The organism is Caldicellulosiruptor diazotrophicus, from assembly GCF_017347585.1.
Taxonomy (GTDB): domain Bacteria; phylum Bacillota; class Thermoanaerobacteria; order Caldicellulosiruptorales; family Caldicellulosiruptoraceae; genus Caldicellulosiruptor; species Caldicellulosiruptor diazotrophicus.
Genome location: NZ_AP024480.1, coordinates 842,944 through 869,675, shown reverse-complemented (window position 1 = coordinate 869,675; position 26,732 = coordinate 842,944). Strand labels below are relative to the sequence as shown.

Here is a 26,732-nt window from a genome sequence, read left to right as displayed (position 1 = left end):
TCCTTCCGAATTAAAAAATTACCAGCTCGCTTTCTTAACACCCGGTATCTCGCCATTGTGTGCAAGCTTTCTAAAGCACAGTCTGCAAACACCAAATTTTCTTAAATATGCTCTTGGTCTTCCGCATATCTTACATCTATTATAGTACCTCGTGGAGAACTTTTGAGGTCTTTGCTGTTTTATAATAAGAGCTTTTCTTGCCATTTATAATATACCTCCTCTTTCATTTCTTAACTTGCAAATGGCATTCCTAAAAGTCTCAAAAGCTCTTTAGCTTCTTCATCAGTCTTTGCTGAGGTTACAATAGTAACTTCAAGTCCTCTTATCTTATCTACCTTATCATAATCAATCTCTGGAAAAACAAGTTGTTCTTTAAACCCTATTGAATAATTTCCTCTACCATCGAAAGACTTGTCTGATACACCTCTAAAATCCCTTACTCTTGGAAGAGCAAGGTTTATCATCTTATCCAAAAACTCATACATTCTATCGCCTCTTAACGTTACCATACATCCTATAGGCATTCCTTTTCTGAGCTTGAAGTTTGCTATAGACTTTTTTGCACGTGTAACCACTGGTTTTTGTCCAGTAATTGCCATCAAATCATTTACTGCTGCTTCCAAAGCCTTAGGATTGTCTTTACCTTCTCCAATACCAATATTAACAACAATCTTTGCAAGTCTTGGAACTTGCATAACATTTTTGTATCCAAACTTTTGCATCATAGCAGGAACAACTTCTTGAAAATACTTTTCTTTGAGTCTTGGTGCCATGAACAATTTACCTCCCTTCACTTTGCCAATTAGTCAATTATCTCACCACATTTTTTGCATGTTCTAACCTTTCTTTCCTCTTCACCTTCTTGGATAAATCTGTGACCAATTCTTGTTGGCTTACCACACTTTGGACATACAAGCATTACCTTGCACGCCCAAATAGGTGCTTCTTGAGTTATAATACCACCCTGTGGCATTTTTGGATTTGGTCTTACGTGCTTTTTAACTATGTTAACACCCTCAACTACCACTTTTTTATCTTTCGGCAGTACCGTAAGCACCTTGCCTTGTTTGCCTTTATATTTGCCAGAAATAACTACAACAGTGTCTCCTTTTTTTACATGAACCTTGTTCGGCATAACCTTCCCTCCTCAAAATAGCTTATAGAACTTCTGGTGCAAGAGATACTATCTTCATAAAATCCTTGTCACGGAGTTCTCTCGCAACAGGCCCAAAAATACGTGTTCCTCTTGGAGTCCCATCTTCCCTTATTAACACTGCAGCATTATCATCAAATCTTATATATGTTCCATCTTCTCTTCTTATACCTTTACGAGTCCTGACTATAACTGCTTTTACTACATCACCTTTTTTAACAACGCCACCTGGTGTTGCATCTTTGACAGAACAAACTATTACATCTCCTATATTTGCAAACTTCCTATTCGAACCACCTAAAACCCTTATACACATTACTTCTTTAGCACCCGTGTTGTCAGCAACCTTCAGTCTTGACTGTGGTTGAATCATCTTTTACTTTCCCTCCTTTTAAAAGCTAAGCTGTTATTTAATTATTTTGCTCTTTCCAAAATTTGAACAACTCTCCATCTCTTTTCTTTTGAGAGTGGTCTTGTCTCCATAATCAAAACCTTATCTCCAACTCGACATTCATTGTTTTCATCATGAGCTTTAAACTTTGTTGTTCTTTTTATAGTCTTCTTATAAAGAGGATGTTGAACAAGCCTTTCAACTGCAACTACTACTGTTTTGTCCATTTTGTCACTTACAACAAAACCAACTCTTGTTTTTCTCATACCTCTTTTTTGTTCCACTTACATTCCCTCCCTACTCAATTCTACTTTACTTTGCATTTTTATTTGATTTTTCTTGTTCAATTTCTCTTTCTCTCATTATTGTTTTTATTCTTGCAATTGTTCTTTTTACCTCTCGAATTCTCATTGGGTTTTCAAGTTGATTTGTTGCAAGCTGGAACCTTAAATTGAAAAGCTCTCTCTTTAGCTTCTTAAGTTCATTATGAAGTTCTTGTGTTGTCATCTCTCTAATCTTAGACGCCTTCATTTACCTCACCACCCACTTTAGCTTCTTCTCTTGAAACAATCTTACATTTTATAGGCAATTTGTGTATTGCAAGCCTTAAAGCCTCTTTTGCAACCTCTTCGTCGACACCACCAACTTCAAACATCACTCTTCCTGGCTTTACAACTGCAACCCAATACTCAGGTGAACCTTTACCAGAACCCATACGAGTTTCTGCAGGTTTTCTTGTAACAGGCTTATCAGGGAATATCTTTATCCACACTTTTCCGCCTCTTTTAATATGTCTTGCAATTGCAACTCTGGCTGCCTCAATCTGGTTGCTTGTAATCCAGCCAGGTTCAAGTGCCATGATACCAAAATCACCATACGCAACAAAGTTACCCCTTGTTGCTTTTCCTTTCATTCTACCTCTTTGCTGTTTTCTCCACTTAACACGCTTTGGCATAAGCATTACTTATCTCCCCCTTTTTCAGAAGCTGCTGCTTTTTGTGGCAGGATATCACCTTTATATATCCATGTTTTTACACCAATTCTACCATATGTTGTATGAGCCTCTGCAAAGCCATAGTCGATATCTGCCCTGAGAGTTTGGAGAGGAATTCTTCCTTCCTTGTACCACTCTGTTCTTGCAATGTCAGCACCACCAAGCCGCCCAGATACCATTGTTTTGATACCTTTTGCACCACTTCTCAAAGCTCTTGCCATCGCCTGTTTCATAGCTTTTCTGAAAGACACTCTCTTTTCAAGCTGAGCAGCAATATTCTCAGCAACAAGCTGAGCATCAAGCTCCGGTACTTTAATCTCTTTTATATCAAGTGATATTGTCTTTCCACCTGTTAATTTTTCAAGTTCTTTTCTAAGAGCTTCAACACCAGAACCTGCTCTTCCAATAACAATACCTGGTTTTGCAGTGTGGATAATAACCTTTACTCTCTTTGCTGCCCTTTCTATCTCAATTCTCGAAATACCTGCATGGTAAAGTTTTTCTTTAATGTGACGTCTGATTTTAAAATCTTCAAGAACATACTTTTGAAAATCTTTGTCATTTGCAAACCATCTTGAATCCCAGTCTCTAATAATTCCAATTCTAAACCCCTTTGGATGAACCTTTTGACCCATTTATTTCCCTCCTTTTTAAAAGTTTACTCTCTTTCTTTGAGGACAACAGTAATATGGCTTGTTCTTTTTCTTATTAAAAATGCTCTCCCCTGTGCTCTCGGTCTAATTCTTTTGAGCATTGGTCCACCATTTGCATAAATCTCTGCTATATATAGCTTATCAACATTCATATTGTGATTGTTCTCTGCATTTGCAATCGCACTTTTTACAAGCTTTTCTACTATTCTTGCTGCTCTTTTAGGTAAAAATTTCAAAATATTCAACGCTTCATTCACAGGTTTATTTCTTATAAGATCAATGACAACTCTAACCTTTCGTGGAGATATCATAGCATACCTCAATGTTGCCGTTGCCTTCTTTACTTCTGTATTTATAGCCTTTTCCAATAGCTTCTCCTCCCTTCTAAATCACAATTAAACTAAATTTACAAAAGCTTGTGAAAACTTTATTTCAAAGCTGTTGACCTCTCAGTATGATGACCATGACCTTTGAATGTTCTTGTCGGAGCAAACTCACCAAGTTTATGTCCAACCATCTCCTCAGTTATATATACAGGAACATGTTTCCTGCCATCATATACAGCTATTGTATGACCAACCATCTGTGGTAAAATTGTTGATCTTCTTGACCATGTTTTAATAACCTTTTTTTCGTTGTTTTGGTTCATCTTTTCAATCTTCTTTAAAAGTTTTGGGTCACAGTATGGACCTTTCTTCAAAGACCTTCCCACACTCAATCCCTCCTCAAGCAATCTTTATTAAGAATGTGCACAAATTTTATTTTCTTCTCTTGACAATAAACTTATTTGAAGGTTTGTTTTTCTTTCTGGTCTTGTAACCAAGTGTTGGTTTACCCCATGGTGTAAGTGGTCCTGGATGACCAATTGGTGCCTTACCTTCACCACCACCGTGTGGATGGTCAACCGGGTTCATTGCAGAACCTCTCACAGTTGGCCTGATTCCCATCCATCTCTTACGTCCAGCTTTTCCTATTCTGACATTTTCATGGTCTAAGTTGCCAACCTGACCAATTGTAGCCCTGCACTCTTGGCTCACATACCTGAGCTCACCAGACGGAAGCTTTATTAGAGCATATTTTCCTTCCTTTGCCATGAGCTGAGCAACGCTACCTGCTGAACGGCAAAGCTGTGCACCTCTTCCTGGCTTTAGCTCAATGTTGTGTATCATTGTACCAACAGGAATGTTTTTCAGCGGCAGTGCATTTCCAACCTTAATATCTGCATCTGGTCCAGACATAACAGTATCGCCAACTTTTAAACCTTCAGGTGCTATAATATATCTTCTTTCACCATCAGCATAGCACAAAAGTGCCAGAAAAGCTGTTCTATTTGGGTCATATTCAATTGCCTCAACCTTTGCAGGAATTCCATCTTTATCTCTCTTGAAATCTACAATTCTTATCTTCTTTTTATGACCGCCACCTCTGTGACGAACAGTTATTCTGCCTTGATTGTTTCTACCTGCCCACTTCTTTTCTGTAAAAACCAATGATTTTTCAGGTTCTGTCTTGGTTATGATCTCTTTGTAGTTTAGAAGCGATGCATTTCTTCGTCCTGGTGATGTAGGCTTGTAGACTATTATACCCACTTTTGTTTCCCTCCTTAAACTCAGCATTTATATTGGCATTAGATCAAGCTATCAAAGAACTCTATTGTTTTGCTTCTATCTGTCAACTTCACAATTGCTTTTTTCCATGCCTTTGTTCTTCCTTCAAATCTTCCCATTCTTTTTCTCTTTGGTTTTACATTCATTGTCCATACTTTTTCGACCTCAACACCAAAAAGCTGCTCAACAGCTTTCTTTATTTCAATCTTGTTAGCTCTTCTATCAACCTCAAATGTGTATTTTTTCTGAGGAATCATGCTCATACTCTTTTCTGTAATTATAGGTCTTTTGATTATTTCTTCTGGCAACATATTATGCGTACACCTCCTCAACTTTCTTCACTGCATCCTGGAGGATAACAAACTTGTCATATTTGAGTATGTCAAATACATTTAAGTTACCAACCTGCAAAGTTTTTACCTCTGGAAGATTTTTTGTTGACTTTTGCAAATACTCGTTTTTCTCAGGAATGACAATAAGCGCTTTTTGGTTTTCAAGCCCTAAATTTTTCAAAACTCTTAAAACCTCCTTTGTCTTATACTGGTTCATATCCCACCTATCAAGCACAATAAGATTGTTTTCTTTTACCTTTGATGACAGCGCACACTTTAGAGCAAGTCTTTTTACCTTCTTTGGTAAGTCTATTGAGAAATCTCTCGGCTTTTTAGCAAATACAACGCCACCTTTTCTCCATGTTGGAGCCCTGATAGAACCTTGTCTTGCTCTACCAGTTCCTTTTTGTCTCCAAGGTTTTCTTCCACCACCGCGAACTTCTGCTCTTGTCTTTGCAGCAAACGTTCCTTGACGTCTGTTCGCCAAGTGTGCAATAACAGCTTGGTGCAGAACATGGGTATTTATCGGTACATTGAAGATTGAGTCATTTAGCTCAATTTCACCAATCTGCTGCCCTTCTATATTGTAAACCGGCACCTTTGCCATTCTGTTTCCTCCTTCCTAAAACTCAAAACTTATTTACTTTTGACAGAATCTCTGATGATTAAAAGAGAATTCTTATTTCCGGGAACACTTCCCTTAACAAGCAGCAGGTTTCTTTCTGGATCAACCTTTACAACCTGCAAATTCAAAACTGTGACCCTTTCACCGCCCATTCTACCAGGCATTTTCTTGCCAGGGAATGTTCTTGCTGGGAATGTGTTTGAACCCATTGAACCAACTCTTCTGTGATACATGGAACCATGACTCATAGGACCTCTTTGCTGGCCATGTCTTTTGATAACGCCCTGAAATCCTTTTGCTTTTGAAATTCCAGTAACATCTACTTTTTCACCTGGCTGGAAAATATCAACTCTTATCTCCTGACCAACTTCATACTTATCCGCATCTTTAAGTCTTAATTCTCTCAAAAATCTTTTAGGTTTTACCCCATGTTTCGCAAAATGACCTCTTAATGGTTTATTAAGTTTACTTTCTTTTATATCCTCAAAACCAACTTGAATTGCAGAGTATCCATCTTTTTCAATAGTTTTCTTCTGAACAACAACACATGGCCCTGCTTCAATTACAGTAACAGGTATTGCTCTTCCTGCTTCGTCAAATATCTGGGTCATACCTATTTTTTTGCCAAGTATCCCTTTTGTCATTTACATCTACACCTCCTTCAGCTTAATCTCGATGTCTACACCTGCTGGAAGTTCAACACGCATCAGTGCATCAACAGTTTTTTGTGTGGGCTTGATTATGTCAATAAGTCTTTTGTGAGTTTTGATTTCAAACTGTTCACGTGAATCTTTGTACTTGTGCGGAGCTCTGATGATTGTAATTACCTCTCTGTCTGTTGGCAGAGGAACTGGACCTGATACCTCTGCTCCTGTGTTTTTAGCTGTTTCAACTATCTTTTTTGCTGACTGTTCTAACAACTTGTAGTCAAATGATTTAAGCTTTATTCGCATTCTCTGTGCTTTTGACATACATTCCCCTCCTCTAGAATAATGTAATTCTAAGATCTTTCAAGCTATTTGCGACAGGGGAACTTTGCAACTTAGCCGTGTGTATCCACAACCTTTATATAAAAATACCCGGAGTTTTTTTTTCGGGCATAAAAACACCGGGCATGAAATATTCGTTCATACCTTCCCCGTGTCGCCCGTCTCAAAGGACAAGACATACTCAGCAAAAATTCCCTGCAAAGTGGCTTTGCACCTTGCAGCAACCTTTTGCCTCATCGCAGTATATAAATATTATTTTTCACCCACACAACGACTTTATAATTTTATAATAAAAAAAGGCGGTTTGCAAGAGAAATTTTAATAAGTTGCCCCGCCTTCTTGATAGATTTTTTTAATTAGCTCAACATCAACTTCATCCGCCCTAACAAAATGGTTTGGTTCAGCACCACAGTATGGACAGGGGGAATTTAAATCTACAATTTCATAACCACAAATGCCGCACACATATTTTTCTTGCATATCGAAATTCCCTCCTCAGTATATTGTACTTCTTTTGTTATTTATTTAATACCCACAAATCAAAACTTTCTATCAAGATAATCTTTTAACAATTTTATGTGTTTTTCCTCATCTAAAATTATTCTTTCCAACAGTTTTTTGATGTACCTATCATCTATCATTTCAATGTGTCTCTTGTAATTCTTGATAGCCTCTTTCTCCGATTGGATATCAATCCTTATCATATCTTTTAAATCTTTATCGTAGTTCACAAAGTATCCGTTCCAGTACTGACCATAGGTTGTGTAAGAACCTCTATACTTTGGCAGTGCACCAAGTAGATAAATTGTTGTGCCAAGAAGGTCCAAATGTTTCATCTCAACCTGAGCAATACCAATTATTAGGTCTGCAAAATCTCTGTGTTTTACATCGCTTATAAAATGCTGATACGAATATAGAGCAATTGCGGTAAACTCACTCGCGTATCCTGCATAGTCATCAAGCAAAATTTCTGCATAGTGTCTATTGGGTTCTTCTACCTTGGGTTCAGGATAAGGTGCATCATATGCAAATTTCGTTAAGTCCATTTTAATTTTTTACCTCCTCTATCCACACAGTTTGTGCTTTTAATACATTATATTGTCTAAAGAGATTTTTGCTACCCAAGTTACTTTTCAGTTGTGCAAAGTCTTAAATAAAAATTGAAGTGAAAATTTAAAAAAATTTGTCAAAAAATTTTTGAGCTTTTGAGTTATAATATGCTTACGAAAAAACAGTACTTTATGAAAAGGTGGTTGGTCTTTCAATATGAAAATTAGTGTTGGAAATCTTCTTTCAGCTATATCACATCTTATCGACATAGCCCAAGGAAGAAGAGAACACGCACCAAAAGTTACATATATATCTTTACAGCTTTCAAACCTTTTAGGACTTAAGCCTGTTGAAAAAAAGAAAATATACTATGCAGCTTTTTTTCACGACATAGGAATAACAGTTGCAGATAAAAAATTTATCACATCCCATATTGACCTAAACCTTGCTAAAAATCACTGTCTACTTGGCTATGAATTTTTACAAAAACTTCCTATAGATAAAGATATTGCTGATTTTGTAAAATATCATCATGAATTTTATAATGGTTCTGGTGCATTTGGATATGACCACTCGACTACACCGTTTGCATCTCAGATTATAAACCTTGCTGACCAGATTGATATTACCTTAGATTTTTCACACCCATATTTTCAACAGATTGAGGAGATAACAAACTGGGTGTTAAAAAAGAAAGGCGAACTTTTCAACCCTATCATTGTTGAAGCTTTTTTGGAGCTTTCTCAAAAAGATAGATTCTGGTTGGACCTTTACAACCCTCATTTGAGGCAAATTGTAATGGCTTTATCACCTGAAGATGAGATTTATTTTGATATAGAGCAAATGCTAAAGTTCTCTGAAGCAATTTCTTTGCTTATTGACAACAAAAGTCCTTTTACTCATGTTCACTCCCAGCAGCTTTCACAAACAGTTTATACAATCGCTAAAATTATAGGGTTGGATAAAGAGACAGCAAACAAACTTAAAATCGCAGGTTACCTACACGATATTGGTAAAATGGTTGTTCCAAATGAAATTCTTAACAAAGAAGGGAAGTTAACAAAAGAGGAGTTTTATATCATAAAATCCCATCCTTATTATACAAAATTGATTCTTTCTCAAATCCCAGCTTTTAAAGATGATATTGCCAACTGGGCAGGAAATCACCACGAGAGGGTAGACTCAAGTGGGTATCCCGAAAAACTTGGAAAAGATGAGCTCTCGCTTTTAGATAGAATAGTAGGCATTTGTGATGTTTATCAGGCTTTAATAGAGGATAGACCCTACCGAAGAGGACTTCCACAATCTACAGCAGTTAGCATTATTTCTGACATGGTCAAAAATGGTTTATTTTTAGAAGAAGAATTTTTGCTTCTACAAAGAGCAATAAGCTAAAAAAACTTACTGCTCTTTGTAGATTTCTCCTTTTATTCTAAAGCGTGCACCTTTATTTATTTTGTTCTCAGCTTCTATCACAAACCCATGTTTGTCGAATATTGCTTTTGCAATTGAAAGTCCAAGTCCGCTTTCGCCTCTTTTTCCTTTATAAAATCTTTCAAAGATTTTATCAATTTCTTCTTGCCCAAAACCCTCTCCGTCATCCTCAATTATCACCTCAAACTCTTCTTTTTCAGACTTTATCTCAATTGTAACCTTATTATTCGCATATTTTATACAGTTTGAAATAATATTTGAAAAAGCTTCTTTCAATCTAAGCTTGTCGCACAGAACACAAGTGTTTGTCTGCGGGACAAATTCGATAACTACTCCTTTAGAAAGTCCATAACCTTCATTTTCCAGAATGCTTTCAAAAATAATCTCTTCGAGCACATTTTTCTTAAAATTAAAATAGTTCTCAAGTGACTCAATCTTTGTAAGATCTATAATTTGGTTTATCAATCTTTTTAATCTATCAACATGCCAAATTATTTTCTCTGCAGCAGATTCCATCTTGCTTTTTTCTAAAATTCCTTCTTTAAGCATCTCTGCATATCCTCGCACTGAGGTAAGAGGAGTTTTGAGTTCATGAGAGATATTTTGCAAAAACCTTATCTGTGCTTGATTATATTCATCAATCTTTTCTATAAGTCTATTAAATTCAGTGGCAATTAAACCAATTTCGTCTTTTGAAGTTACTTCAACTTTTTTGTTGAACCTAAGCTGAGAAGCCTGCTTTATTGCCTCTTTGAGCTGTAAAAGCCCTCCAATCATCCTACGGGATATAAAAATTGCAACAGTAGCAGCAAATAGGCTACTCAGACCAGCTGTTTGCAAAATGAGAAGAAAAAACCTTCTCTCAAAGCTCAAAACTCTTTCAAGATCAGTGATAATAATTACAAAAATACTTTTTGATTTTCCGCCATATATTGTAAACAAACAGGGCTTTTCCCTAATACTGCCCACTTCAAATCCATATTGAGCATCTTTATTTTCGTCAAAAAGTTTCATTATTTTTACCTTTGCCTCAATGTCCAGCTCTTTATTTGAATATTCTATTACACCGTCATTACTGACAATTATAATATAGTCCTGTAACATTTTTGATTCAAAGCTTTCAAAGTACAACTCAAATGGTTTCAAATTAACTCTGCTCTTGTTTTGGGTTGTTACAACAAATTCTATAAGCTTTGCGAAACGAAGGTTATCTTCTTTCATCTGGTCAACCAAACTTTTTTCAAACCAAGCATAAAAAAGGATAACAAAAACTATAAATATGAATAAAATTATACCCACATACGACAAATAAATCTTAATTCTTATGCTCATCTTTTTTCTCCTCAAGCTTGTATCCTAAACCCCACATTGTCTTTATCTCAACAGGCAGGTTGTATTGCAAAATCTTTCTCCTGATCCTTTTGATAACATCGTCAACCATCCTTTCATCATATAAAGCAGGGTCTCCCCATATTCTTTCTAATATATATCTTCTCTTTAAAACCTTGTTTGACTCTCTTAAAAGAAGTGCAAATGTTTCAAACTCCTTCGGTGAAAGTTCAATCTGTGTGCTATTATAAAAAATATTTCGCTGATTAAAATCAACCTTTATACCAAACGTTTCTATAACATTATCTTGTTTTATTGAACCTTTATTTACCCGTCGCAAAATTTTTTTTATTCTTGCTTCAAGTTCTGAAAGAGAAAACGGTTTTGATATGTAATCGTCACTTCCAAGTTCAAGTCCCAAAACTTTGTCAAGTTCTTCGCCTTTTGCAGACAGCATTATTATCGGTACTTCGCTATTTTTTCTTATTCTTTTACAAATCTCATAACCATCAATGTCAGGAAGCATAATATCAAGTATAACTATATCAGGCTCACTTTTTTCAAATTCCCTAAGAAAGCTTTCACCATTCTCAAAGATTTTAACAGCATAGCCTTTTTGGGTCAAATACTCACAGATAAGTTCTAATATATCCTTTTCGTCATCAACTACAAACACAGTATAAGCAGACATCTTAAAATTCCCTTTCTTTATAAAATTTTAGACAATTCCTTTCAAATATTTGAAAAAATTCTGAAACTCTTGTATACTATATAGTGGTTTCAAGATTTATTATAGCACAATCACTATTTCTTTGCAGGAGGTGAAGAATCATGATAAAATTTGGCACGGATGGCTGGAGAGCTGTGATTAGCAAAGATTACACCTTTGACAATGTAAAGATTGTCGCCCAAGCAATTGCTGATTATATCAAAGAAATTGATGACAAAAGACCTATTTTGGTAGGATATGACACAAGGTTTATGTCGGAAGAGTATGCTCGGCTTTGTGCAGGGGTTCTTGTTGCAAATGGGATAAAGACATATCTTACAAAAAAGCCAACACCCACACCTGTTGTATCATTTACTGTCAAGAACATGAATTTAGCAGGAGCTATAATGATTACAGCAAGCCACAATCCACCCCAGTGGAATGGTATAAAATTTAAAAGTGATTATGGTGGGTCTGCTCTTCCGTCTATTATTAGCGAGATAGAAAAACATTTATATAAAAATAAAGCAAAATTTGTTGAACCCGAAAGTAGTGATATTTTTTCTTATATAGACCCTGACAAAGAGTATTTTGAACACATTGAAAAGCTTGTAGATTTTAATCTAATTGCAAAAGTAAAGCCATTTGCAATAATCGACCCAATGCACGGCGCAGGAGTTGGATATGTTAAAACCTTGTTAGAAAAATATGGAATTAAACACATCCAGATAAGAGATGAGCGAAACCCGTACTTTGGTGGAGTCAACCCAGAACCTATTTATAAAAACCTTGGAAAATTGATTGATACTGTTGTCCAAAACAAAGCAGACATTGGCCTTGCAACAGATGGAGATGCAGATAGAGTTGGCGCTGTTGATGAAAAAGGAGAGTTTATTGATTCACACAGAATATATGCACTGCTTCTGAGACATTTAGTTGAAGTAAAAGGTTTAAAGGGTGGTGTTGTAAAAACATTTTCAACAACCAATATGGTTCCTATTTTGGCAAACAAGTACGGGCTCAAAATCTACGAAACACCGATTGGTTTTAAATATATCTGCGAACTTTTCTTAAAAGAAGACATTCTCATTGGTGGCGAGGAAAGCGGAGGTATTGGAATTAAAAATCATATACCTGAAAGAGATGGAATTTTGTGTAGCTTGCTGCTTCTTGAGATTATGGCTTATTATCAAAAACCAATTGGTCAAATACTTGATGAACTTTTTAAGGAAATTGGCTACCATTACTATGACAGGGTTGACCTGCATTTGCCAAACGAAATTAAAGAAAAGACGTTGAAGATGATTTCCCAAAACACAGAGTTTGCAGGCAGAAAGATTAAAGAGATTCAAACATTGGACGGCTATAAATATATCTTTGAAGATGGCTCATGGATACTCTTTAGGGCATCTGGCACAGAACCTGTTTTGAGGGTCTACACAGAACAGTTTTCCAAAAACGAGGTCAAAAGACTTTTAGATGAGGCTGTGAAGTTGATAGAGGAGATGAAATAAAAAGGATTTAATAATTGGTCTATTAGTTCTAGATATGCAGCACAATAAATATATCTATAATTTATGCATTTTGTATATTGCTTTTTTTTTTTACAATTATTATGTAAAACTATTGAACTGCTGAATATTAAAGCTTAAAGTCTATATCAAAAGGAAGGAGTGGGGTTTGATGAAAAAACAACCTATTATTGTAGAGATGTTTGCAGGTTGTGATAATATACATTAAATTATGCATACTTTCTTCAGGAGGTTCGCACCTTTAACGAACCTCCTTCTTCACAAAAAAATCAACAATTATTTCAAATTGAGGAAGTGAAAATACAATGAACAGAATTTTAAGAGCTCCAGAACTTGCAAGTTGGGAAATAACAAATCAATGCAATTTAAGATGCAATTATTGTTCAAATGATGATAATTTTTATGCTTCATCCCTATCTCTTTCTATTGAGGATTGCAAAAAAGTTATAGATATTCTACATAAAACCGAAGTCTTTAGAATAAACATTGAAGGCGGAGAACCTTTTTTGAGAAACGATCTGTTAGAAATAATAGGATATTTAAATGAAAAAGGCTATATCCCTAAAATAACAACAAACGGAACATTAATTACAAGAGAATTAGCTAAAGAGCTTGCAAATTATAAAATATTAACATTACAAATAAGTTAGATGCCCCAAATAAAGAATGCTATTCTAATATAAGAGGTTCAGAAACTTATTTTGATAGAATTTTAGAAAGCATTGAATATTTAAAAGAATTTAAAATCCCGATTTGCCTTTCAATGGTATTGTTGAAGACGAATATAAATTTAGTGGAGGATTTTATAATATTTGCTAAAAAAATTAAAGTAAATAGTGTTAGATTTATAGATTTTATCCCTAATTCAAATGAAAAAATGATGTTAGTTCCTTCAAACGAAGAAATTAAAAAAGCTTATATTACAATGAACAAATTTGAAAATACACCTGAGTTTAAAATCATAAAACCATATAAGTTACTAAGCACTTTAGTATTTGACAAAAAAATGAAATAAATTATTCGAACTTTACTTTACTGCAATGGATTAACAGGGAAAAAAAGGTTATATGTGAAGCAGCAAATATTATAGTTCACATAAAAGCTAATGGAGATATTACACCGTGTGTTTTTTTTTTAGAGAAAAAAAATTTATTGCTGGAAACATACTGCAAAATGATTTTTTATCTATATGGAACCATTCCCAAGTCTTTAATCTCTTTAGAGAACTTTCCAATGACAATTGCCCCCTTTGTGCTCATTTTAGTACTTGTATGGGTGGTTGTAGGGCTCTTGCTTATTATGTTAATAAAAATCTTAATGGTATTGACAGTCGATGCTGGCATAATTAATATGAATGGAGGAACAAATTGAAATGTTTAAGAAAAATGAATTTATCAATGTAAGGCAAGAAACTGAAGAAGAGTATATTTTCTTTAATACAAAAACAGGTGAAACTTTCTTACTAAATGATATAGGGTATATCATTTTTGAGTGTGCTCTCAAATCCAAGAGTATGCCTTAACTGGTAAAATTTGTATGTCAAAAGACTAACGATGATATTAAAGCGGCTACTAAAACTATAGAAAACTTTATAAAAATTCTATTAGAGAAAAACATTCTAATTCAGGGAGATACTAAAGAATGAAAAAGAATAGAAATGCTATTAACTTGTTATGCTCTCAATTTATATCAGAGATTGGAAATTGGATTGATAGGGTTGCTTTACTTACATTAGTGTATAACGTTAGTAAGTCAAGTTTACAAATGTCTATTCTTTCTATTTTAATATTATCACCTGCTATTATATTTGGTATTCCATTTGGGAAAATAATTGATTTATCAAACAAAAAAACAATTTTGGTATTTGGAGATATTTCGAGAGCGTTATTAGTAATATTATTGCCATATTTCACCAATTATGTGTTTTTGATTGTGTTTATTATATCTTCTGTCACCGCTATTTATGAAAATACAAGAAATAGTATTATACCAGAACTAACCACCAAAGAAGAAATACGTAAAATTAACAGTCTCAGTAGCTCATTAAATTCCATTATGATGGTTATTGGTCCCTCAATAGGTGGGTTATTAACTTCTTATCTTAATTTGAAATATTGTTTTTTTATTGATTCATTTACCTTTCTTGTTTCTGCCATTTTTATTTCTCAGATTTCGTACCATAAATATGAAAGCACTGAAAATAAAAGTAAAAACATAAGATATTTGGAATTTTTAAAATATTTGAAATCTAACTTTATCATAAAAAGTTTAATAATTCTCAATGGTTTGATTGGTTTATTTGCAGGAATTCTAAACGGACTGTTAATCGTTTATGTGATTAACTATTTACATACTGATTCAAAAGGATATGGTTTTATTCTGACATCAAAAGGAACTGCAATGGTTATTACCTCACTTTATGTTTATAAATATATAAAAACAATAAAAAATGAGACTCTCCTTTTAACAGGAGTAATAGGTATTGGTATTTCTACTACTTTATTCTCATTAAGTAATATTTTTGTCTTTGCTCTTTTCATCCATTTTGTGAATGGAATATGTAATTCATTTTATGCTATTGCTCGAACTACTATAATCCAAGAAAATTGTAACAAGAAACTATTAGGAAGAGTTTTTAGCTTTAATTCAATCGTGGGAAATATCTCCTCAATTATTTCATTATTAATTGGAGGAATTATATCTAATACTATATCTGTTAAGATAATCTTCTTAATCTGCGGAATTAACATCACATTAATAGGAATGGTTTATTTTATTAACTTATCAAAAAACTATTATAAAATACTTCAGCACAGTAGATAAAATAATATAAATCTTTTTAAACAGCGAGGCTACACAAATAATTTGTAGCCTCGCAAAACTTTCATTCAAACTTTCTCAAAAACTGGTTATAAAACTTGTATGTCATATAAACATCAACCTTACTTGTTATCTCAAATGTTGAGTGCATAGACAGAACTGGAACGCCTGAGTCTATTACATTTATCATTTTTCTTGCGATAAACATAGCAATTGTACCTCCACCGCCTTGGTCAACTTTACCTAAAAGCCCTGTCTGCCAGCAAATGTTATTTGAGTTCAAAAAGTTTCTGATTTTGCCCACATACTCTGCTGTTGCTTCAGAACCACTGTATTTGCCTCTAACTCCTGTATACTTCTCAATTGTAACACCGTGGCCAATTAGCGTAGAATTGAGCTTATCATAAGCACCTTCATATGTTGGGTCAAGGGCTGCTGCAACATCACCCGAAATTGCTGCTGAGTTTTCAAAGCAAAGAGCCAAATCAAGGCTATTCTCGTACTCACCCAAAGCTTTCATTAGCTTTGCAACTGATATATCAAAAAAGCTTGCCTCAGCGCTTGATATTCCTACACTTCCTATTTCCTCTTTGTCAACCAAGTAGACTATCGCAGCCTTTTCGGGAATTTCATCAATTGAGAATATAGCTTCTGCTGCCAAAAAACTGCATGCTCTGTCATCCTGACCATATGCGCCAATTAGGCTTCTGTCAAGCCCCACATCACGTGCTTTTGCAGCCGGCACAACTTCAATGTCCGCTGAAATAAGATCTTCTTCTGTAATACCATATTTTTCATTCAGAATCTTCAAGACATTAAGTTTTACTTTTTCTTTCACCTTCTCATCATTAAACGGCATACTTCCTATAAGCACATTCAAGTTTTCAGCTGGAATTACCTCACTTGCCTTTTTCTGAAGCTGATCAGAAGACAAGTGAACAAGAAGGTCTGTTATATAAAAAACAGGGTCATTTTCATCTTCACCAATTGTAATCTTTACTTTTGAACCATCACTTTTCACAACAACTCCGTGGATGCTAAGTGGTACATTTACCCAGTGATATTTTTTAATGCCACCATAGTAGTGGGTCTTCAAAAGTGCAAGTTCATTTGACTCATATAGTGGTTTTGGCTTTAAGTCAAGTCGTGGAGAATCTATATGGGTACCTATCAGATTGAATCCTTCCTTTAAAGGTTTTTTCCCTATATGAGCAAGCAAAATGCTTTTGTTATTGTTGACAAAATATACTTTATCACCTGGCTTTAATTCTTGGATATTATTGTTAAATTCTTTATATCCTTTTTCTTTAGCTCTTTCTATGAAATATTCAACTGCTTCTCTTTCTGTCTTTGCACAGTTCAAAAAGTGCTTATACTTTTCTGCCAAATCAAAAACAAAAGGCTTTTCTTCTTCTTTTAAAACTTCCCACGCATTTTTAGAAGTGTAGGATAGCTTTTCGTAAAGCTCTTGGCCGTAAGACTTTTCGATCATTGTTCTACCTCCAATATTTTAGTGTTCAAAATGTCCAGTTCCCATTTAAATATTTTTAGCTTCATACAAACTATGATATCACAATCATCTTTTTTTGGGTATTAATTTTAATATAAGAGCTTGAGATAAGATTTACTATTTATCTATTCACCACTTTAGAAGATATTTCATAAAATTACTTGAGAAGAAAGGTGTGAAAGGCAGCACAAAATGAAAAACGCAAGGGAAATACTCAAATACATAGGACCGGGCCTTCTTGTCACAGTGGGATTTATCGACCCTGGAAACTGGGCATCAAACGTGGCTGCAGGAAGCCAGTTTGGTTTAAAACTTTTGTGGGTAGTTTTACTATCAACCTTAATTTTGATAGTACTTCAGCACAACGCAGCTCATCTTGGCATTGCAACAGGTCTTTGCTTGGCTGAAGCAACTTCAATCTATCTTAATAAATCTCTTGCCACAGTGGTGCTTTCATCTGCCATGCTCGCAACAGTCTCAACTGCTATGGCAGAAATCTTAGGCGCGGCAATTGCCCTTGAGATGCTTTTTAAAATTCCTATTAAGTTTGGGTGTTTAATCATCCTGCCTTTTACTATATTTTTCTTATTTTCTAACTCATATAAAAAGGTTGAAAGGTGGATAATTGCGTTTGTGTCGCTGATAGGTCTTTCCTTTTTGATAGAGCTTTTTCTTGTGAAGGTCCCTGTAAAAGATGTGGTCTTTGGCTGGATAACTCCAAGCATACCTTCTGGTTCACTGGTTGTTGTTCTTTCAATACTTGGTGCGGTTGTCATGCCACACAATTTGTTTTTGCATTCTGAAATAATTCAGAGCAGGCAATGGAACACTCAAGATGAAAAGGTAATAAAACATCAGCTCAAATTTGAGTTTGTTGATACACTTTTTTCAATGTTTATAGGATTTTTAATTAACAGCAGCATGATTATAATAGCTCACGCAACCTTTTACAAAAAAGGTATCCTTGTTGAATCGCTACCACAGGCTCAGCAGATGTTAAAACCCATTTTGGGAAGTTTATCTGCAACAATTTTTGCATTTGCTCTATTGCTTTCTGGCATATCCTCAAGCATCACAGCTGCATATACAGGTGGAACAATCATGGCAGGCTTTTATAGAAGACCTTACAACATAGAAGAGTTGCCAACTAAGATTGGAATTACCATTCCATTAGTTTTAGCATCCATTATCATACTTTTTATTTCCAACCCATTCAAAGCTCTGATAATCTCACAGATGCTATTGAGTGTTCAGCTGCCAATTACAATTCTTCTTCAAATTTATCTGACGTCATCCAAAAAAGTCATGGGTAAGTTCGCAAACTCTTTAGTTGATAAAATAATTCTTTTGACAGTGGCAGCTTTAGTAATTGGACTTGATGTTTTTTTACTTGTTGCATCTTTATAAAGAATAAAAGTGGGCAGATGAAAACAAAAATAGTTTGTCTGCCCACTTTTTTTAATTTTTATTTTCTCGAAGAATAGTCACGAATGAAGTTTTCTATTGAACGGTCATATGTCCTTTCTGCTTCTTTTGAAAAATAGCAAGCAGGAAGCTGTCCATTTTTCCTGTGATAGTGCAAACACTCGCAACATCTTCCCTTTCTTGAACACGGCTCATAAGTACATGTGCAGATAGAAAGATTTTTGGAAAGTGTACACTCCATATTACCCTTTTCCCCCTTTTTACTGAAGTTTTATTTTCTTTACTTTCTCTTCGAAAAAGATGTATAAAAAATCTCCCTTTTCAATACTATTATCTTCTATAAACTTTTCAATGTCAAATTCAAATATACAAGCTCTAGATCTTCTTAGAATCTCTTTTGGTTCTCCAATATCTTGGTATTCTGGGCTGACTCTGTATATTGCTTGTTTAATTTTCTCTTTTTCCTCTTTCGCCACTGTCAATTCTTCAGGCAAAAATTCTTCTGGAAATCTTCTTAGAATGTCAAATCTGAACAAGCTATCAAATACATCCTTGTCAAAATCAAAATTCTCTTTTATGGCGCTGTAAAGCTCTTTTATAAACTCCCTTGTGTTTAAATTGCTATTCACTTTGCTTGAGAGCTTTTCAAAAAATTCTGAGGGAGAGATTTTTTGAAAGATGTATCTTAAAGTAAAATAGAGGTACTGCCTATTGTAAACTTTGTCTATCAAATCTTCTATCTTTTTAAGCTTATAAATCTCTTCAAAGCTAATAAAGCTATTTGAGATAACCTCATACGGTGGGTCTTTGAAAAATTCATAATTGTATTTAGTTGCTTCATTTCTTATCTTTGTTCCTTTTAACATTTTTAAAAACCCAAGCTGAACTTCATCGGCAAAATACAATATGGTCTTGTCAAGACTTCTTTTAAAACTCAAAAAATCTTCATATGGCAGGCCCGCTATCAAGTCAAGATGAACAATGGCCTTTTTGTTTTCCATAAGCTTTTTCAAGTTTTTATCAATTTTATCTATATCATGAAACCTATCTATTGCATCAAGAGTTTGTGGGTTGAAACTCTGAAGACCTATTTCAAGTCTGAAAAGGTTATCTTTAGAATCATTTATTGCAGTGATAATGTCACTATCTAAAAGTGTTGGGTCTATTTCAAAGTGTACTTGAGTAGACTGCGACTTTTGTTTGCAAAACTCTATTATTTTTATTGCTCTTTCTTTGTTTGTGTTAAATGTCCTGTCAACAAACTTTATGAGTCTCACTTGCTTTTTAAAAAGATAGTCAAGCTCTTCAAAGACCTTTTCAAGAGGTGCAAATCGAACACCTTTTTCAATGGAAGAAAGACAATACGAACATCTAAAAGGGCAGCCTCTGCTGCTTTCATAATAATAGATTCTGCTTTGGTCTAACTTCTCGTCCTTGTATGCAAAAGGAAGCTTGTTCAAATCAAACGGAGGATATTCTTTTTGAGTATATTGCCTCCCAGCTGCAAGATGATTACATAAATCTAAAAAAGGATGCTCTCCCTCTCCTCTGATTATAAAGTCCACAAACTTCCATTCATCAAGGCTGTCAAAATATACCTCTGGCCCGCCAAGAATTATTTTTATCCTTTTTTGTGCCTTTTTTAATCCTTCAACAAGTTTTTCAACATAACTTCTGTTCCAGATATATGTTGATATTGCAACATATTCAGGTTTTTTACTCAAAATCTCATAGATCACATCATGCAAAGGCTGATTAATATTAAACTCAATATACTCACATGGATAGTTTTCTTTGCACAGCTGATAAAGGTATCTGACTGCTAAATTTGTATGAACATACTTTGAGTTTATCGCCACAAGCAAGATCATAGCGATTTTCCTTTCTGATACTAATAATTATCGTTCCACTATTATATCACAGTTTTTTTCAAAAGTGCAAAAAAAATAAAAAGGCAGGTTTTCTCCTGCCGCTATTAATTAAGGTTTCCATGATTCAGATAAACAGATTCACACCTGCTTCACTTGCCTCACCAAGGTATGTGGCAACACCACCAATTTCAACACCATCGATTAACTCTTCTTTCTTTATTCCCATAACATCCATAGACATTGAACAAGCTACCATCTTTATACCAAGCTCCTGTGCCTGTTTTATCATCTCAGGTAACATCATCACATTTTTCTTTCTCATCATATATTTCATAAGTTTTGGACCAATTCCTAAAAAGTTCATCTTGGAAAGTGGAAGCTTTTCAACCCCTTTTGGCATCATAGCACCAAACATTTTCTCCAAAAAAGATTTTCCCTGTGCTTTCTTTTTAGCATCTCTTAGAACATTCAAACCCCAGAATGTAAAGAACATTGTAACCTCATCACCCATCGCAGCAGCACCAGTTGCAATTACAAATGCTGCCATAACCTTGTCCATATCGTTTGAAAATACAATAATTGTCTTTTTGTCTTCTCTCATAATCATCTCACTTCCTTTTATCCTTTTTTAATCTTTGCTATAATTACACTGTTTTCTTCTTTTAATTCTAAAAGTTCATTCTTAGTCTTTTTACACCAGCTCTCAATATCACGCTTAAAACCTTGGTCTGTCACTTCAATTGTTACAACATCGCCACTTTGTGCTTCCCTCATCTGTTTAAAAAGCTGGGTAATAGGCCCTGGACACTGAAGACCTTTAGCATCAATAAAATATTCTGCCATCTTGACCGCACCTCCATAAATTTTTATTTTTACCTTTTATATTGTTACCCTATTTGCATGAGATTTATTAAAAAACTTATGAAAAAATTTCTTAAAATCAGATTGTTAAAATAATAACATTTTTGAACACAAATACTTTTAAGCACTCACAAAAGAGAAAAATAAATATCAACTTTACCTTTCAACTTAAAAATTTCATCATTATATTCAATATTTTTTGGACTTGAGCCTTGTTTTCAACATCAGACAAACACTTTTCAGCATGGCTTTCAATAATATAATACCCTACTTTTTCCAAAGCTTTCTTAACAGCAATTATCTGAAGCATTATATCTTCACATTCTTTTTCTTCTTCTACCATTTTAATAATTCCTTCTATGTGCCCTTTGATATTTTTAAGTCTTGAAAGAACCTCATCTTTCCTTTCATTCTCAGACACAAAGAATCACCTACTCTTCAACCATCTTTATAGCCCCTTGCGGACAAAACCTCGTACATACACCGCATCCTGTACACTTTTCTTTGTCAATTACAATTTCTACATCAAAAAATCCTCTTACATTTCTTTTTATTGCACCAAACTTACATGACCGCGAAGCAGGACAAAAAGGAGACCTATCACACATTTCTTTGTCCAATACTGCTTTTCTCATTACTCAGAATATTCTCCTTCCTCAGCAAATTTATCCCTATACCATGGGGGTGTATTGCATTTACAAGTATATTATAAAGCAAAAGATAAAAATAATCAAGTATAAAAATTGCAACCAAAATTTTTTATTTTAATAGATAACATTTTTGGCTAAAATACGTTATAATTATATAGTGACAAATTATTGGTATGGGAGGTTCTGCTATGAAAAATATTGCTAAAATGTTTATTTTTGAGCTTATTGTAATATTTATTCTCTCAAACATTGTATTCGCCCAAACTATTGTAGTTACTCCAAAAGAGATTGACGGAAAAACCTATGTTGATATTGACTCTTTAAAAGATTTCTTAAACTTTGATTACACCAAAATGCAAAATAGCTTGATAATTCAGAAAAAAGACCTGTCCATAAGTGAAGTAATTGACAAAGTGAACAAGTCTGTTGTAGCAATCATTGGTGATAGTAAAAAGATAAAAGCTGATGACTTTTACTACAGTAAAATTCCAGCGGGACTTTCTCATGGCTCTGGCGTTGTAGTTGACAAAAATGGACTAATTTTGACAAACAACCATGTAATTGAAGACTTAAAACAACCTTATGTTATCTTCTACGATGCCAAGGCTTACAAGGCAACTGTACTTTATAGCGACAAAGAAATTGACCTTGCAATTTTGAAAGTCAACCGAAGCAATCTTACCCCAATTGAAATTGAAAGCCCTAAAAATATTTATGTAGGTCAGGAAGTTTTGGCAATAGGCACACCGCTTTTTTTGGGATGGCGAAATAGCGTCACAAAAGGAATAATTAGCGGGCTTAACAGACCTGTAGATGAAGTCTATACATTTTTGCAAACAGATGCAAGTATCAATCCAGGCAACAGCGGCGGTCCACTTGTTAACATGCAGGGAAAACTTGTAGGAATAAATACTCTCGGTATTGATTACTGGCAAGGAATTAACTTTGCAATCCCTGCAGAAAATATACTTTATTTTCTTGACCATTACAAAAAGTTTGGTAGAATCAGAAGATGTTACTCAGGTCTTGAGTTTGAAGACAGTTGGCTCTCGTATGTTGGGCTTCCGTCTAACCTTGGTCTTAAAATTATAGATGTAAAAGCAGATAGTCCTTTAAAAGGATTTGCTCAAGAAAATGATATACTTGTTTCAATTGACAACTACCCTATCAATTCAATTGCAGAATACAATCAAACCCTTATGAAATATCTTCCTGGTGACAAGGTAAAGATAAAAATCAAAAGAAACGGCAAAATTCTCGAAAAAGAAGTTATTTTGAAAGAGTGGCCAACAAGCAAATAGTTAAAAACATATAGAAAGGGTGATAGTTATATGTCAAAAAGGTTTAAAATAGCAATTTGCATTTTTACAATAGTTGCTTTCGTTCTCACATCTTCTAGCTTCGCACTTGCACAAGAAGATAGTGGTGTTATTGACTTTTACACAGTCTTTTCAAAAGATGACATCAATAAGAACAGGGTTGGAAACAGTGTTTACAACTGGTCTATCTATATGCCACAGGATGCCTATATAAACAAAGACCCAAAAGGAAGCTATTTTTCAATGTCAAGCAATAGCTACAAGGCAAATATCAATGTTGAGGCAATTTTAAACAAAGAAGGCTACACATCATTAGATGAGATTTTGCTGTATGGTCAAGACCTGATTTCAGGTTATTATTCTGGTTCAAAGCTATATTCGCTCAAAAAAGGAAAAGACAAGCAAGGCCAAGAATATATTGAAGCTACAAGTGTTTATACCGACTCCTTTTATGTATTTGTTGACGAAGAAGAAAGTTCTGGCACTTTCAATCTCATGCGAATATACTTGAGCAAAAATAAGAGATACAACTACATTTATAGACTTACGATTAGCATGGATTTAAATTTCTATTCACAACACCAAAATCTTTTATACAAGATTGCTGATTCTTTTGAAACAAACTTTGACAGAAACAATCCCAACATAAAAGATTTAGCAGACAACGTAACATCGTGGAGAGTTCACAAAAACACAAGTTATGGATGGCAGATTGATCTTCCACCCTATTGGAAATCTACAGACATTTATAATCTTGAGTACAATTCATCAACACAATCATTTGCTCCACTTTACACAGATGAGGAGATGGGAATCTCAACCCAAAAACAGCAGCAGGATACCTCAAGTATAATACCTTCAGATAGCCAGCAAGAATATGACGAATATCTATCTGTCAGTTTTGTGACAAACTCGAATGTCAGTTTTGACAAATGGGTTTCTCAGGAAATAAAAAGTATTGAACTTTACAACAAAGAGCTTTTAAAAGTCATCTCAACCAAAAGCTTAAATATTGGAACAAGTAATGCAAAAATTTATGACCTCAGAATTAGAAAAAGTCTTAATAAGACATTCGTTGAAAAAAGACTTTATGTTGACTCAAATAATAATAAATATGTGGTAAGATTGTATGCTGCAGAAGATAAATATAACAAAGATAAACAAAAATATGAGAGGATAATTAATTCGTTCAAAGTATTGCCAGATAAAAGCAGATATTTTGATATTATTCTTTGGTCTGGAAATTTAAAACCACAAAGCAATTTAAAAACAATAAAGCTCAACAAAGCTCCATTTGAAATGAAGATTTCAAAGGATTACAAAACAAATATGCCATATTACTACTATAGCTACTTTAGTCAGATAATAGGATCCTCAATTCCATCTGCACAGGGTATTTCAGACATTGAAACAGTGATGCTTTACAATACTCCATACTCAATCTTGACAATAAATGGTGGAATAAACGTAGACCCTGCCGAAAAAATTATAAAAAATACTATGCAAGCATGGGTTGAAAGCAATGAATATAAAAGTAAAACTGTGAATATGAGCCTTTTAAAATATGCTGACAAAAATCTTTCTATTTATAAGTTTACTTATGTGTATAACATTTCTAAGCTTTCAGAACTCGCAAAGGGAACTCCAAATAGAGACTTCAATTTCATGAACCTTCAGAATAGAATTATTTATATGGTAAAATACAATCAATATTATTACACCATCGACCTGTCAATTCCTGTTTTGTATTATAACAGCTTTACAGTTTCTGACTTTGAAAACTTTGTGAAAAGCATAAAGATAGACAAGATTGAGTTTTCAAAGCTGAATATAAAATTTGTAAAAGAGGATTTGGAAAAATTCAAGAAAAAAGAGGAATAAAACTATACAGGGCTTGCCAAAAATACATATGCTTTTTCAGATGGCAAGCCCTTTTTATTTACTCCCGGTAAAAACTCATTTTATTTTAAAGTGAAATAGAAATAAAGATAAGTTTTTATCTTCCCATTATAAATCTTCCTGTTTTTATCTGCTTTTCTGCCAAATGCTTTTTCAATTTTGCTATATGCCGATAACACAAAAAAGCGCCAGTTATCAAATGTTTTAAGACATCTGCCAAAATCCCTATAAAGCTCAAATATATCCATGTCGTCAATCCTCTGTCCATACGGCGGGTTTGTTACAATTATACCTTTATTTGATGGTTTTTTAATTTTCCTTGCATCTGCCCTGAAAAATCTTATGTCTTTATCTACACCAATCTCCTTTGCGTTTGCCTTTGCAATGTGTATCATACTCTCCTCAATATCAGAAGATAGTATCTCAAACTTTTTTTGATAATCAATCCTTTCAATTGCCTCAAGCCTTGATCTTTTCCATTCCTGCTGTGAAATAAAGCCATTTTTTTCAGCCAAAAATGTCCTGTTAATCCCAGGAGCTATGTTTCTGGCAATCATTGCTGCTTCAATCGCTATGGTTCCACAGCCGCAAAATGGGTCCCAAAATACTTCTTCATCGTCTTGCCATCTGGTAAGAAAAATTATAGTTGCTGCAATGTTTTCTTTCAAAGGCGCTTTAGAAATAAGTTTACGATAACCTCTTTTGTGAAGAGAATCGCCTGTTGTATCAAAAAGCAGATAAGCCCAGTCATTTATCATGGCAATTTCTATCTTGAATAGCTGTCCAGTCTCTTCAAGCAAGTTTACATTGTATTTTGATTTTAGTTTTTCAACTATTGCTTTTTTAGTTATAGATTGACATGACCTTATACTAAACAGTTTGGATTTTTCTGTTCTGCCAGTTACCAAAATCTTCGCATCTTTTGGTAGTATTTCGTGCCAAGAGTAGCTGTACACTCCATCAAATAGTTCATCAAAAGTCTGAGCCTTGAACTTATCCAAGATAGCAAAAATTCTATTTGGCGTTCTTAAATTTATATTGAGCTTTGGAATGTCTTCAAGCTCAGCTGACACAAAAATTCTCCCATTTTCAACTTTTAAGTTTTTATACCCCAACCTTATTAGCTCTCCCCTTGTAACTGACTCTGTACCTAAAGGCGTCGCCACAAAAAGTTCTATCACTTTTCATCATCCAATCCTGATTTTTGTTTAAGTCTGATAAGCACAGTTCTGTAGCCGTCAGCTCCATAGTTTAGACACCTGTTTACTCTGCTAATTGTAGCAGGAGATGCACCTGTTCTTTTTGTAATGTCACTATACTTTGTACCCTCAAATAGAAGTTTTGCAACCTCAAATCTTTGAGAAAGCTCCTGAATCTCCTTTACCGTACACAAATCTTCAAAAAAATTATAACATTCCTCTATTGTCCTCAGTTCAAGTATTGCTTCAAAAAGATGATCTGTCATCTCACTCTTTAGTTTTTCATTCATGCGCTTTTACACCTCTTTGTAACTACACTTGTACCATTCCTCTTTAAGATTATATCACTTTAAATAATTGAAGTAAACATGAGAAAACAA

At 34.3% G+C, this 26,732-nt stretch carries 38 protein-coding genes; 10 read left to right on the top strand and 28 right to left on the bottom strand.

Annotation, left to right across the window (positions count from 1 at the left end; translation table 11 throughout):
* Positions 1 to 18: 18 nt before the first annotated feature.
* The 17 genes from CaldiYA01_RS03990 to CaldiYA01_RS03910 form a co-directional block, all read right to left on the bottom strand.
* The gene (locus CaldiYA01_RS03990; RefSeq protein ID WP_011917778.1) at positions 19 to 204 is read right to left on the bottom strand and encodes a type Z 30S ribosomal protein S14; all 186 of its coding nucleotides are present in this window, start codon (positions 202 to 204) and stop codon (positions 19 to 21) included.
* Between the two features lie 26 nt (positions 205 to 230).
* Entirely contained in the window at positions 231 to 773 is a 543-nt protein-coding gene (rplE, locus tag CaldiYA01_RS03985) for a 50S ribosomal protein L5 (protein WP_207181657.1), read from the bottom strand.
* Positions 774 to 802: 29 nt separating this feature from the next.
* Positions 803 to 1,135, bottom strand: coding sequence for a 50S ribosomal protein L24 (rplX, locus tag CaldiYA01_RS03980; RefSeq protein WP_013290161.1), 333 nt, complete (start codon positions 1,133 to 1,135; stop codon positions 803 to 805).
* A 22-nt stretch (positions 1,136 to 1,157) separates the two neighbouring features.
* Complete coding sequence (gene rplN, locus CaldiYA01_RS03975) at positions 1,158 to 1,526, bottom strand: 50S ribosomal protein L14 (RefSeq protein ID WP_207181655.1); 369 nt, start codon at positions 1,524 to 1,526, stop codon at positions 1,158 to 1,160.
* A 41-nt stretch (positions 1,527 to 1,567) separates the two neighbouring features.
* A complete protein-coding gene (gene rpsQ / locus CaldiYA01_RS03970; protein WP_307729591.1) occupies positions 1,568 to 1,828 on the bottom strand; it encodes a 30S ribosomal protein S17 in 261 nt (86 codons plus the stop codon).
* A 28-nt stretch (positions 1,829 to 1,856) separates the two neighbouring features.
* The gene (rpmC, locus tag CaldiYA01_RS03965; protein WP_207181653.1) at positions 1,857 to 2,075 is read right to left on the bottom strand and encodes a 50S ribosomal protein L29; all 219 of its coding nucleotides are present in this window, start codon (positions 2,073 to 2,075) and stop codon (positions 1,857 to 1,859) included.
* Positions 2,062 to 2,505, bottom strand: a complete 444-nt coding sequence (gene rplP / locus CaldiYA01_RS03960; RefSeq protein ID WP_207181651.1) for a 50S ribosomal protein L16 — start codon at positions 2,503 to 2,505, stop codon at positions 2,062 to 2,064. The genes rpmC and rplP overlap by 14 nt, the downstream gene beginning before the upstream one ends.
* Positions 2,505 to 3,173 (bottom strand): 30S ribosomal protein S3, encoded by a 669-nt coding sequence (gene rpsC / locus CaldiYA01_RS03955; RefSeq protein WP_207181641.1) that lies wholly within the window; start codon positions 3,171 to 3,173, stop codon positions 2,505 to 2,507. The genes rplP and rpsC overlap by 1 nt, the downstream gene beginning before the upstream one ends.
* A gap of 23 nt (positions 3,174 to 3,196) precedes the next feature.
* Positions 3,197 to 3,559 (bottom strand): 50S ribosomal protein L22, encoded by a 363-nt coding sequence (gene rplV, locus CaldiYA01_RS03950; RefSeq protein ID WP_207181635.1) that lies wholly within the window; start codon positions 3,557 to 3,559, stop codon positions 3,197 to 3,199.
* A 59-nt stretch (positions 3,560 to 3,618) separates the two neighbouring features.
* Entirely contained in the window at positions 3,619 to 3,903 is a 285-nt protein-coding gene (rpsS, locus tag CaldiYA01_RS03945) for a 30S ribosomal protein S19 (protein ID WP_013290154.1), read from the bottom strand.
* Positions 3,904 to 3,949: 46 nt separating this feature from the next.
* Positions 3,950 to 4,780 (bottom strand): 50S ribosomal protein L2, encoded by an 831-nt coding sequence (rplB, locus tag CaldiYA01_RS03940; protein WP_207181626.1) that lies wholly within the window; start codon positions 4,778 to 4,780, stop codon positions 3,950 to 3,952.
* Positions 4,781 to 4,818: 38 nt separating this feature from the next.
* Positions 4,819 to 5,109 (bottom strand): 50S ribosomal protein L23, encoded by a 291-nt coding sequence (rplW, locus tag CaldiYA01_RS03935; RefSeq protein ID WP_207181618.1) that lies wholly within the window; start codon positions 5,107 to 5,109, stop codon positions 4,819 to 4,821.
* A gap of 1 nt (position 5,110) precedes the next feature.
* Positions 5,111 to 5,737 (bottom strand): 50S ribosomal protein L4, encoded by a 627-nt coding sequence (rplD, locus tag CaldiYA01_RS03930; protein WP_207181616.1) that lies wholly within the window; start codon positions 5,735 to 5,737, stop codon positions 5,111 to 5,113.
* A 29-nt stretch (positions 5,738 to 5,766) separates the two neighbouring features.
* Complete coding sequence (gene rplC / locus CaldiYA01_RS03925; RefSeq protein ID WP_207181613.1) at positions 5,767 to 6,399, bottom strand: 50S ribosomal protein L3; 633 nt, start codon at positions 6,397 to 6,399, stop codon at positions 5,767 to 5,769.
* Positions 6,400 to 6,405: 6 nt separating this feature from the next.
* Positions 6,406 to 6,726, bottom strand: a complete 321-nt coding sequence (gene rpsJ, locus CaldiYA01_RS03920; RefSeq protein WP_013290149.1) for a 30S ribosomal protein S10 — start codon at positions 6,724 to 6,726, stop codon at positions 6,406 to 6,408.
* A 336-nt stretch (positions 6,727 to 7,062) separates the two neighbouring features.
* Positions 7,063 to 7,224 carry a hypothetical protein gene (locus tag CaldiYA01_RS03915; RefSeq protein ID WP_013402921.1) on the bottom strand — a complete coding sequence of 54 codons (162 nt, stop codon included), beginning with the start codon at positions 7,222 to 7,224 and terminating at the stop codon, positions 7,063 to 7,065.
* 59 nt (positions 7,225 to 7,283) lie between these two features.
* Positions 7,284 to 7,790 carry a ferritin-like domain-containing protein gene (locus CaldiYA01_RS03910; protein ID WP_207181611.1) on the bottom strand — a complete coding sequence of 169 codons (507 nt, stop codon included), beginning with the start codon at positions 7,788 to 7,790 and terminating at the stop codon, positions 7,284 to 7,286.
* 220 nt (positions 7,791 to 8,010) lie between these two features.
* On the opposite strand from CaldiYA01_RS03910, the gene CaldiYA01_RS03905 reads away from it, so the two are divergent.
* Positions 8,011 to 9,189 carry an HD-GYP domain-containing protein gene (locus CaldiYA01_RS03905; RefSeq protein WP_207181601.1) on the top strand — a complete coding sequence of 393 codons (1,179 nt, stop codon included), beginning with the start codon at positions 8,011 to 8,013 and terminating at the stop codon, positions 9,187 to 9,189.
* Between the two features lie 6 nt (positions 9,190 to 9,195).
* On the opposite strand, the gene CaldiYA01_RS03900 is transcribed toward CaldiYA01_RS03905, so the two are convergent.
* Positions 9,196 to 10,560: a sensor histidine kinase gene (locus tag CaldiYA01_RS03900; RefSeq protein WP_207181599.1), complete on the bottom strand. Its 1,365-nt coding sequence runs from the start codon at positions 10,558 to 10,560 to the stop codon at positions 9,196 to 9,198.
* A complete protein-coding gene (locus CaldiYA01_RS03895; RefSeq protein WP_207181596.1) occupies positions 10,544 to 11,248 on the bottom strand; it encodes a response regulator transcription factor in 705 nt (234 codons plus the stop codon). Before CaldiYA01_RS03895 ends, CaldiYA01_RS03900 begins: the two co-directional genes overlap by 17 nt.
* Before the next feature lie 140 nt (positions 11,249 to 11,388).
* Between CaldiYA01_RS03895 and CaldiYA01_RS03890 the strand changes: the two genes are divergently transcribed.
* The 6 genes from CaldiYA01_RS03890 to CaldiYA01_RS03865 all read left to right on the top strand — a co-directional run bounded on the left by CaldiYA01_RS03890 (position 11,389) and on the right by CaldiYA01_RS03865 (position 15,621).
* Positions 11,389 to 12,780, top strand: a complete 1,392-nt coding sequence (locus CaldiYA01_RS03890; protein ID WP_207181594.1) for a phosphoglucomutase/phosphomannomutase family protein — start codon at positions 11,389 to 11,391, stop codon at positions 12,778 to 12,780.
* A 323-nt stretch (positions 12,781 to 13,103) separates the two neighbouring features.
* Positions 13,104 to 13,448, top strand: coding sequence for a radical SAM protein (locus tag CaldiYA01_RS03885; RefSeq protein ID WP_207181592.1), 345 nt, complete (start codon positions 13,104 to 13,106; stop codon positions 13,446 to 13,448).
* 143 nt (positions 13,449 to 13,591) lie between these two features.
* Positions 13,592 to 13,813: a hypothetical protein gene (locus CaldiYA01_RS03880; protein WP_207181582.1), complete on the top strand. Its 222-nt coding sequence runs from the start codon at positions 13,592 to 13,594 to the stop codon at positions 13,811 to 13,813.
* 106 nt (positions 13,814 to 13,919) lie between these two features.
* Positions 13,920 to 14,147, top strand: coding sequence for an SPASM domain-containing protein (locus tag CaldiYA01_RS03875; protein WP_207181580.1), 228 nt, complete (start codon positions 13,920 to 13,922; stop codon positions 14,145 to 14,147).
* A gap of 23 nt (positions 14,148 to 14,170) precedes the next feature.
* On the top strand, positions 14,171 to 14,320 hold the full coding sequence (locus CaldiYA01_RS12260; protein ID WP_238480587.1) for a hypothetical protein: 150 nt from the start codon (positions 14,171 to 14,173) through the stop codon (positions 14,318 to 14,320).
* Positions 14,321 to 14,439: 119 nt separating this feature from the next.
* Positions 14,440 to 15,621: an MFS transporter gene (locus CaldiYA01_RS03865; RefSeq protein ID WP_207181566.1), complete on the top strand. Its 1,182-nt coding sequence runs from the start codon at positions 14,440 to 14,442 to the stop codon at positions 15,619 to 15,621.
* A gap of 61 nt (positions 15,622 to 15,682) precedes the next feature.
* On the opposite strand, the gene CaldiYA01_RS03860 is transcribed toward CaldiYA01_RS03865, so the two are convergent.
* Complete coding sequence (locus tag CaldiYA01_RS03860) at positions 15,683 to 17,110, bottom strand: aminopeptidase (RefSeq protein WP_207181564.1); 1,428 nt, start codon at positions 17,108 to 17,110, stop codon at positions 15,683 to 15,685.
* A gap of 210 nt (positions 17,111 to 17,320) precedes the next feature.
* Between CaldiYA01_RS03860 and CaldiYA01_RS03855 the strand changes: the two genes are divergently transcribed.
* Positions 17,321 to 18,535, top strand: coding sequence for an Nramp family divalent metal transporter (locus tag CaldiYA01_RS03855; protein ID WP_207181555.1), 1,215 nt, complete (start codon positions 17,321 to 17,323; stop codon positions 18,533 to 18,535).
* 58 nt (positions 18,536 to 18,593) lie between these two features.
* Here CaldiYA01_RS03855 and CaldiYA01_RS03850 read toward each other — a convergent pair whose 3' ends face one another.
* The 6 genes from CaldiYA01_RS03850 to CaldiYA01_RS03825 all read right to left on the bottom strand — a co-directional run bounded on the left by CaldiYA01_RS03850 (position 18,594) and on the right by CaldiYA01_RS03825 (position 21,920).
* Positions 18,594 to 18,794 (bottom strand): DUF6485 family protein, encoded by a 201-nt coding sequence (locus CaldiYA01_RS03850; protein ID WP_013290141.1) that lies wholly within the window; start codon positions 18,792 to 18,794, stop codon positions 18,594 to 18,596.
* Between the two features lie 19 nt (positions 18,795 to 18,813).
* Positions 18,814 to 20,424 carry a B12-binding domain-containing radical SAM protein gene (locus CaldiYA01_RS03845; RefSeq protein ID WP_207181546.1) on the bottom strand — a complete coding sequence of 537 codons (1,611 nt, stop codon included), beginning with the start codon at positions 20,422 to 20,424 and terminating at the stop codon, positions 18,814 to 18,816.
* A gap of 124 nt (positions 20,425 to 20,548) precedes the next feature.
* Positions 20,549 to 21,025: a DsrE/DsrF/DrsH-like family protein gene (locus CaldiYA01_RS03840; RefSeq protein ID WP_207181538.1), complete on the bottom strand. Its 477-nt coding sequence runs from the start codon at positions 21,023 to 21,025 to the stop codon at positions 20,549 to 20,551.
* A 17-nt stretch (positions 21,026 to 21,042) separates the two neighbouring features.
* Complete coding sequence (locus CaldiYA01_RS03835) at positions 21,043 to 21,267, bottom strand: sulfurtransferase TusA family protein (protein ID WP_207181536.1); 225 nt, start codon at positions 21,265 to 21,267, stop codon at positions 21,043 to 21,045.
* A gap of 181 nt (positions 21,268 to 21,448) precedes the next feature.
* The gene (locus CaldiYA01_RS03830; protein ID WP_207181534.1) at positions 21,449 to 21,706 is read right to left on the bottom strand and encodes a metal-sensitive transcriptional regulator; all 258 of its coding nucleotides are present in this window, start codon (positions 21,704 to 21,706) and stop codon (positions 21,449 to 21,451) included.
* Between the two features lie 10 nt (positions 21,707 to 21,716).
* The gene (locus tag CaldiYA01_RS03825; protein ID WP_207181532.1) at positions 21,717 to 21,920 is read right to left on the bottom strand and encodes a 4Fe-4S binding protein; all 204 of its coding nucleotides are present in this window, start codon (positions 21,918 to 21,920) and stop codon (positions 21,717 to 21,719) included.
* A gap of 203 nt (positions 21,921 to 22,123) precedes the next feature.
* Here CaldiYA01_RS03825 and CaldiYA01_RS03820 point away from each other — a divergent pair, with 203 nt between their 5' ends.
* Positions 22,124 to 23,236 (top strand): S1C family serine protease, encoded by a 1,113-nt coding sequence (locus tag CaldiYA01_RS03820; protein WP_207181530.1) that lies wholly within the window; start codon positions 22,124 to 22,126, stop codon positions 23,234 to 23,236.
* 30 nt (positions 23,237 to 23,266) lie between these two features.
* Positions 23,267 to 25,135, top strand: coding sequence for a hypothetical protein (locus tag CaldiYA01_RS03815; protein ID WP_207181528.1), 1,869 nt, complete (start codon positions 23,267 to 23,269; stop codon positions 25,133 to 25,135).
* Between the two features lie 80 nt (positions 25,136 to 25,215).
* On the opposite strand, the gene CaldiYA01_RS03810 is transcribed toward CaldiYA01_RS03815, so the two are convergent.
* Complete coding sequence (locus tag CaldiYA01_RS03810) at positions 25,216 to 26,334, bottom strand: THUMP domain-containing class I SAM-dependent RNA methyltransferase (protein WP_207181525.1); 1,119 nt, start codon at positions 26,332 to 26,334, stop codon at positions 25,216 to 25,218.
* On the bottom strand, positions 26,331 to 26,642 hold the full coding sequence (locus CaldiYA01_RS03805) for a YerC/YecD family TrpR-related protein (protein ID WP_207181523.1): 312 nt from the start codon (positions 26,640 to 26,642) through the stop codon (positions 26,331 to 26,333). Before CaldiYA01_RS03805 ends, CaldiYA01_RS03810 begins: the two co-directional genes overlap by 4 nt.
* Positions 26,643 to 26,732: the final 90 nt, after the last annotated feature.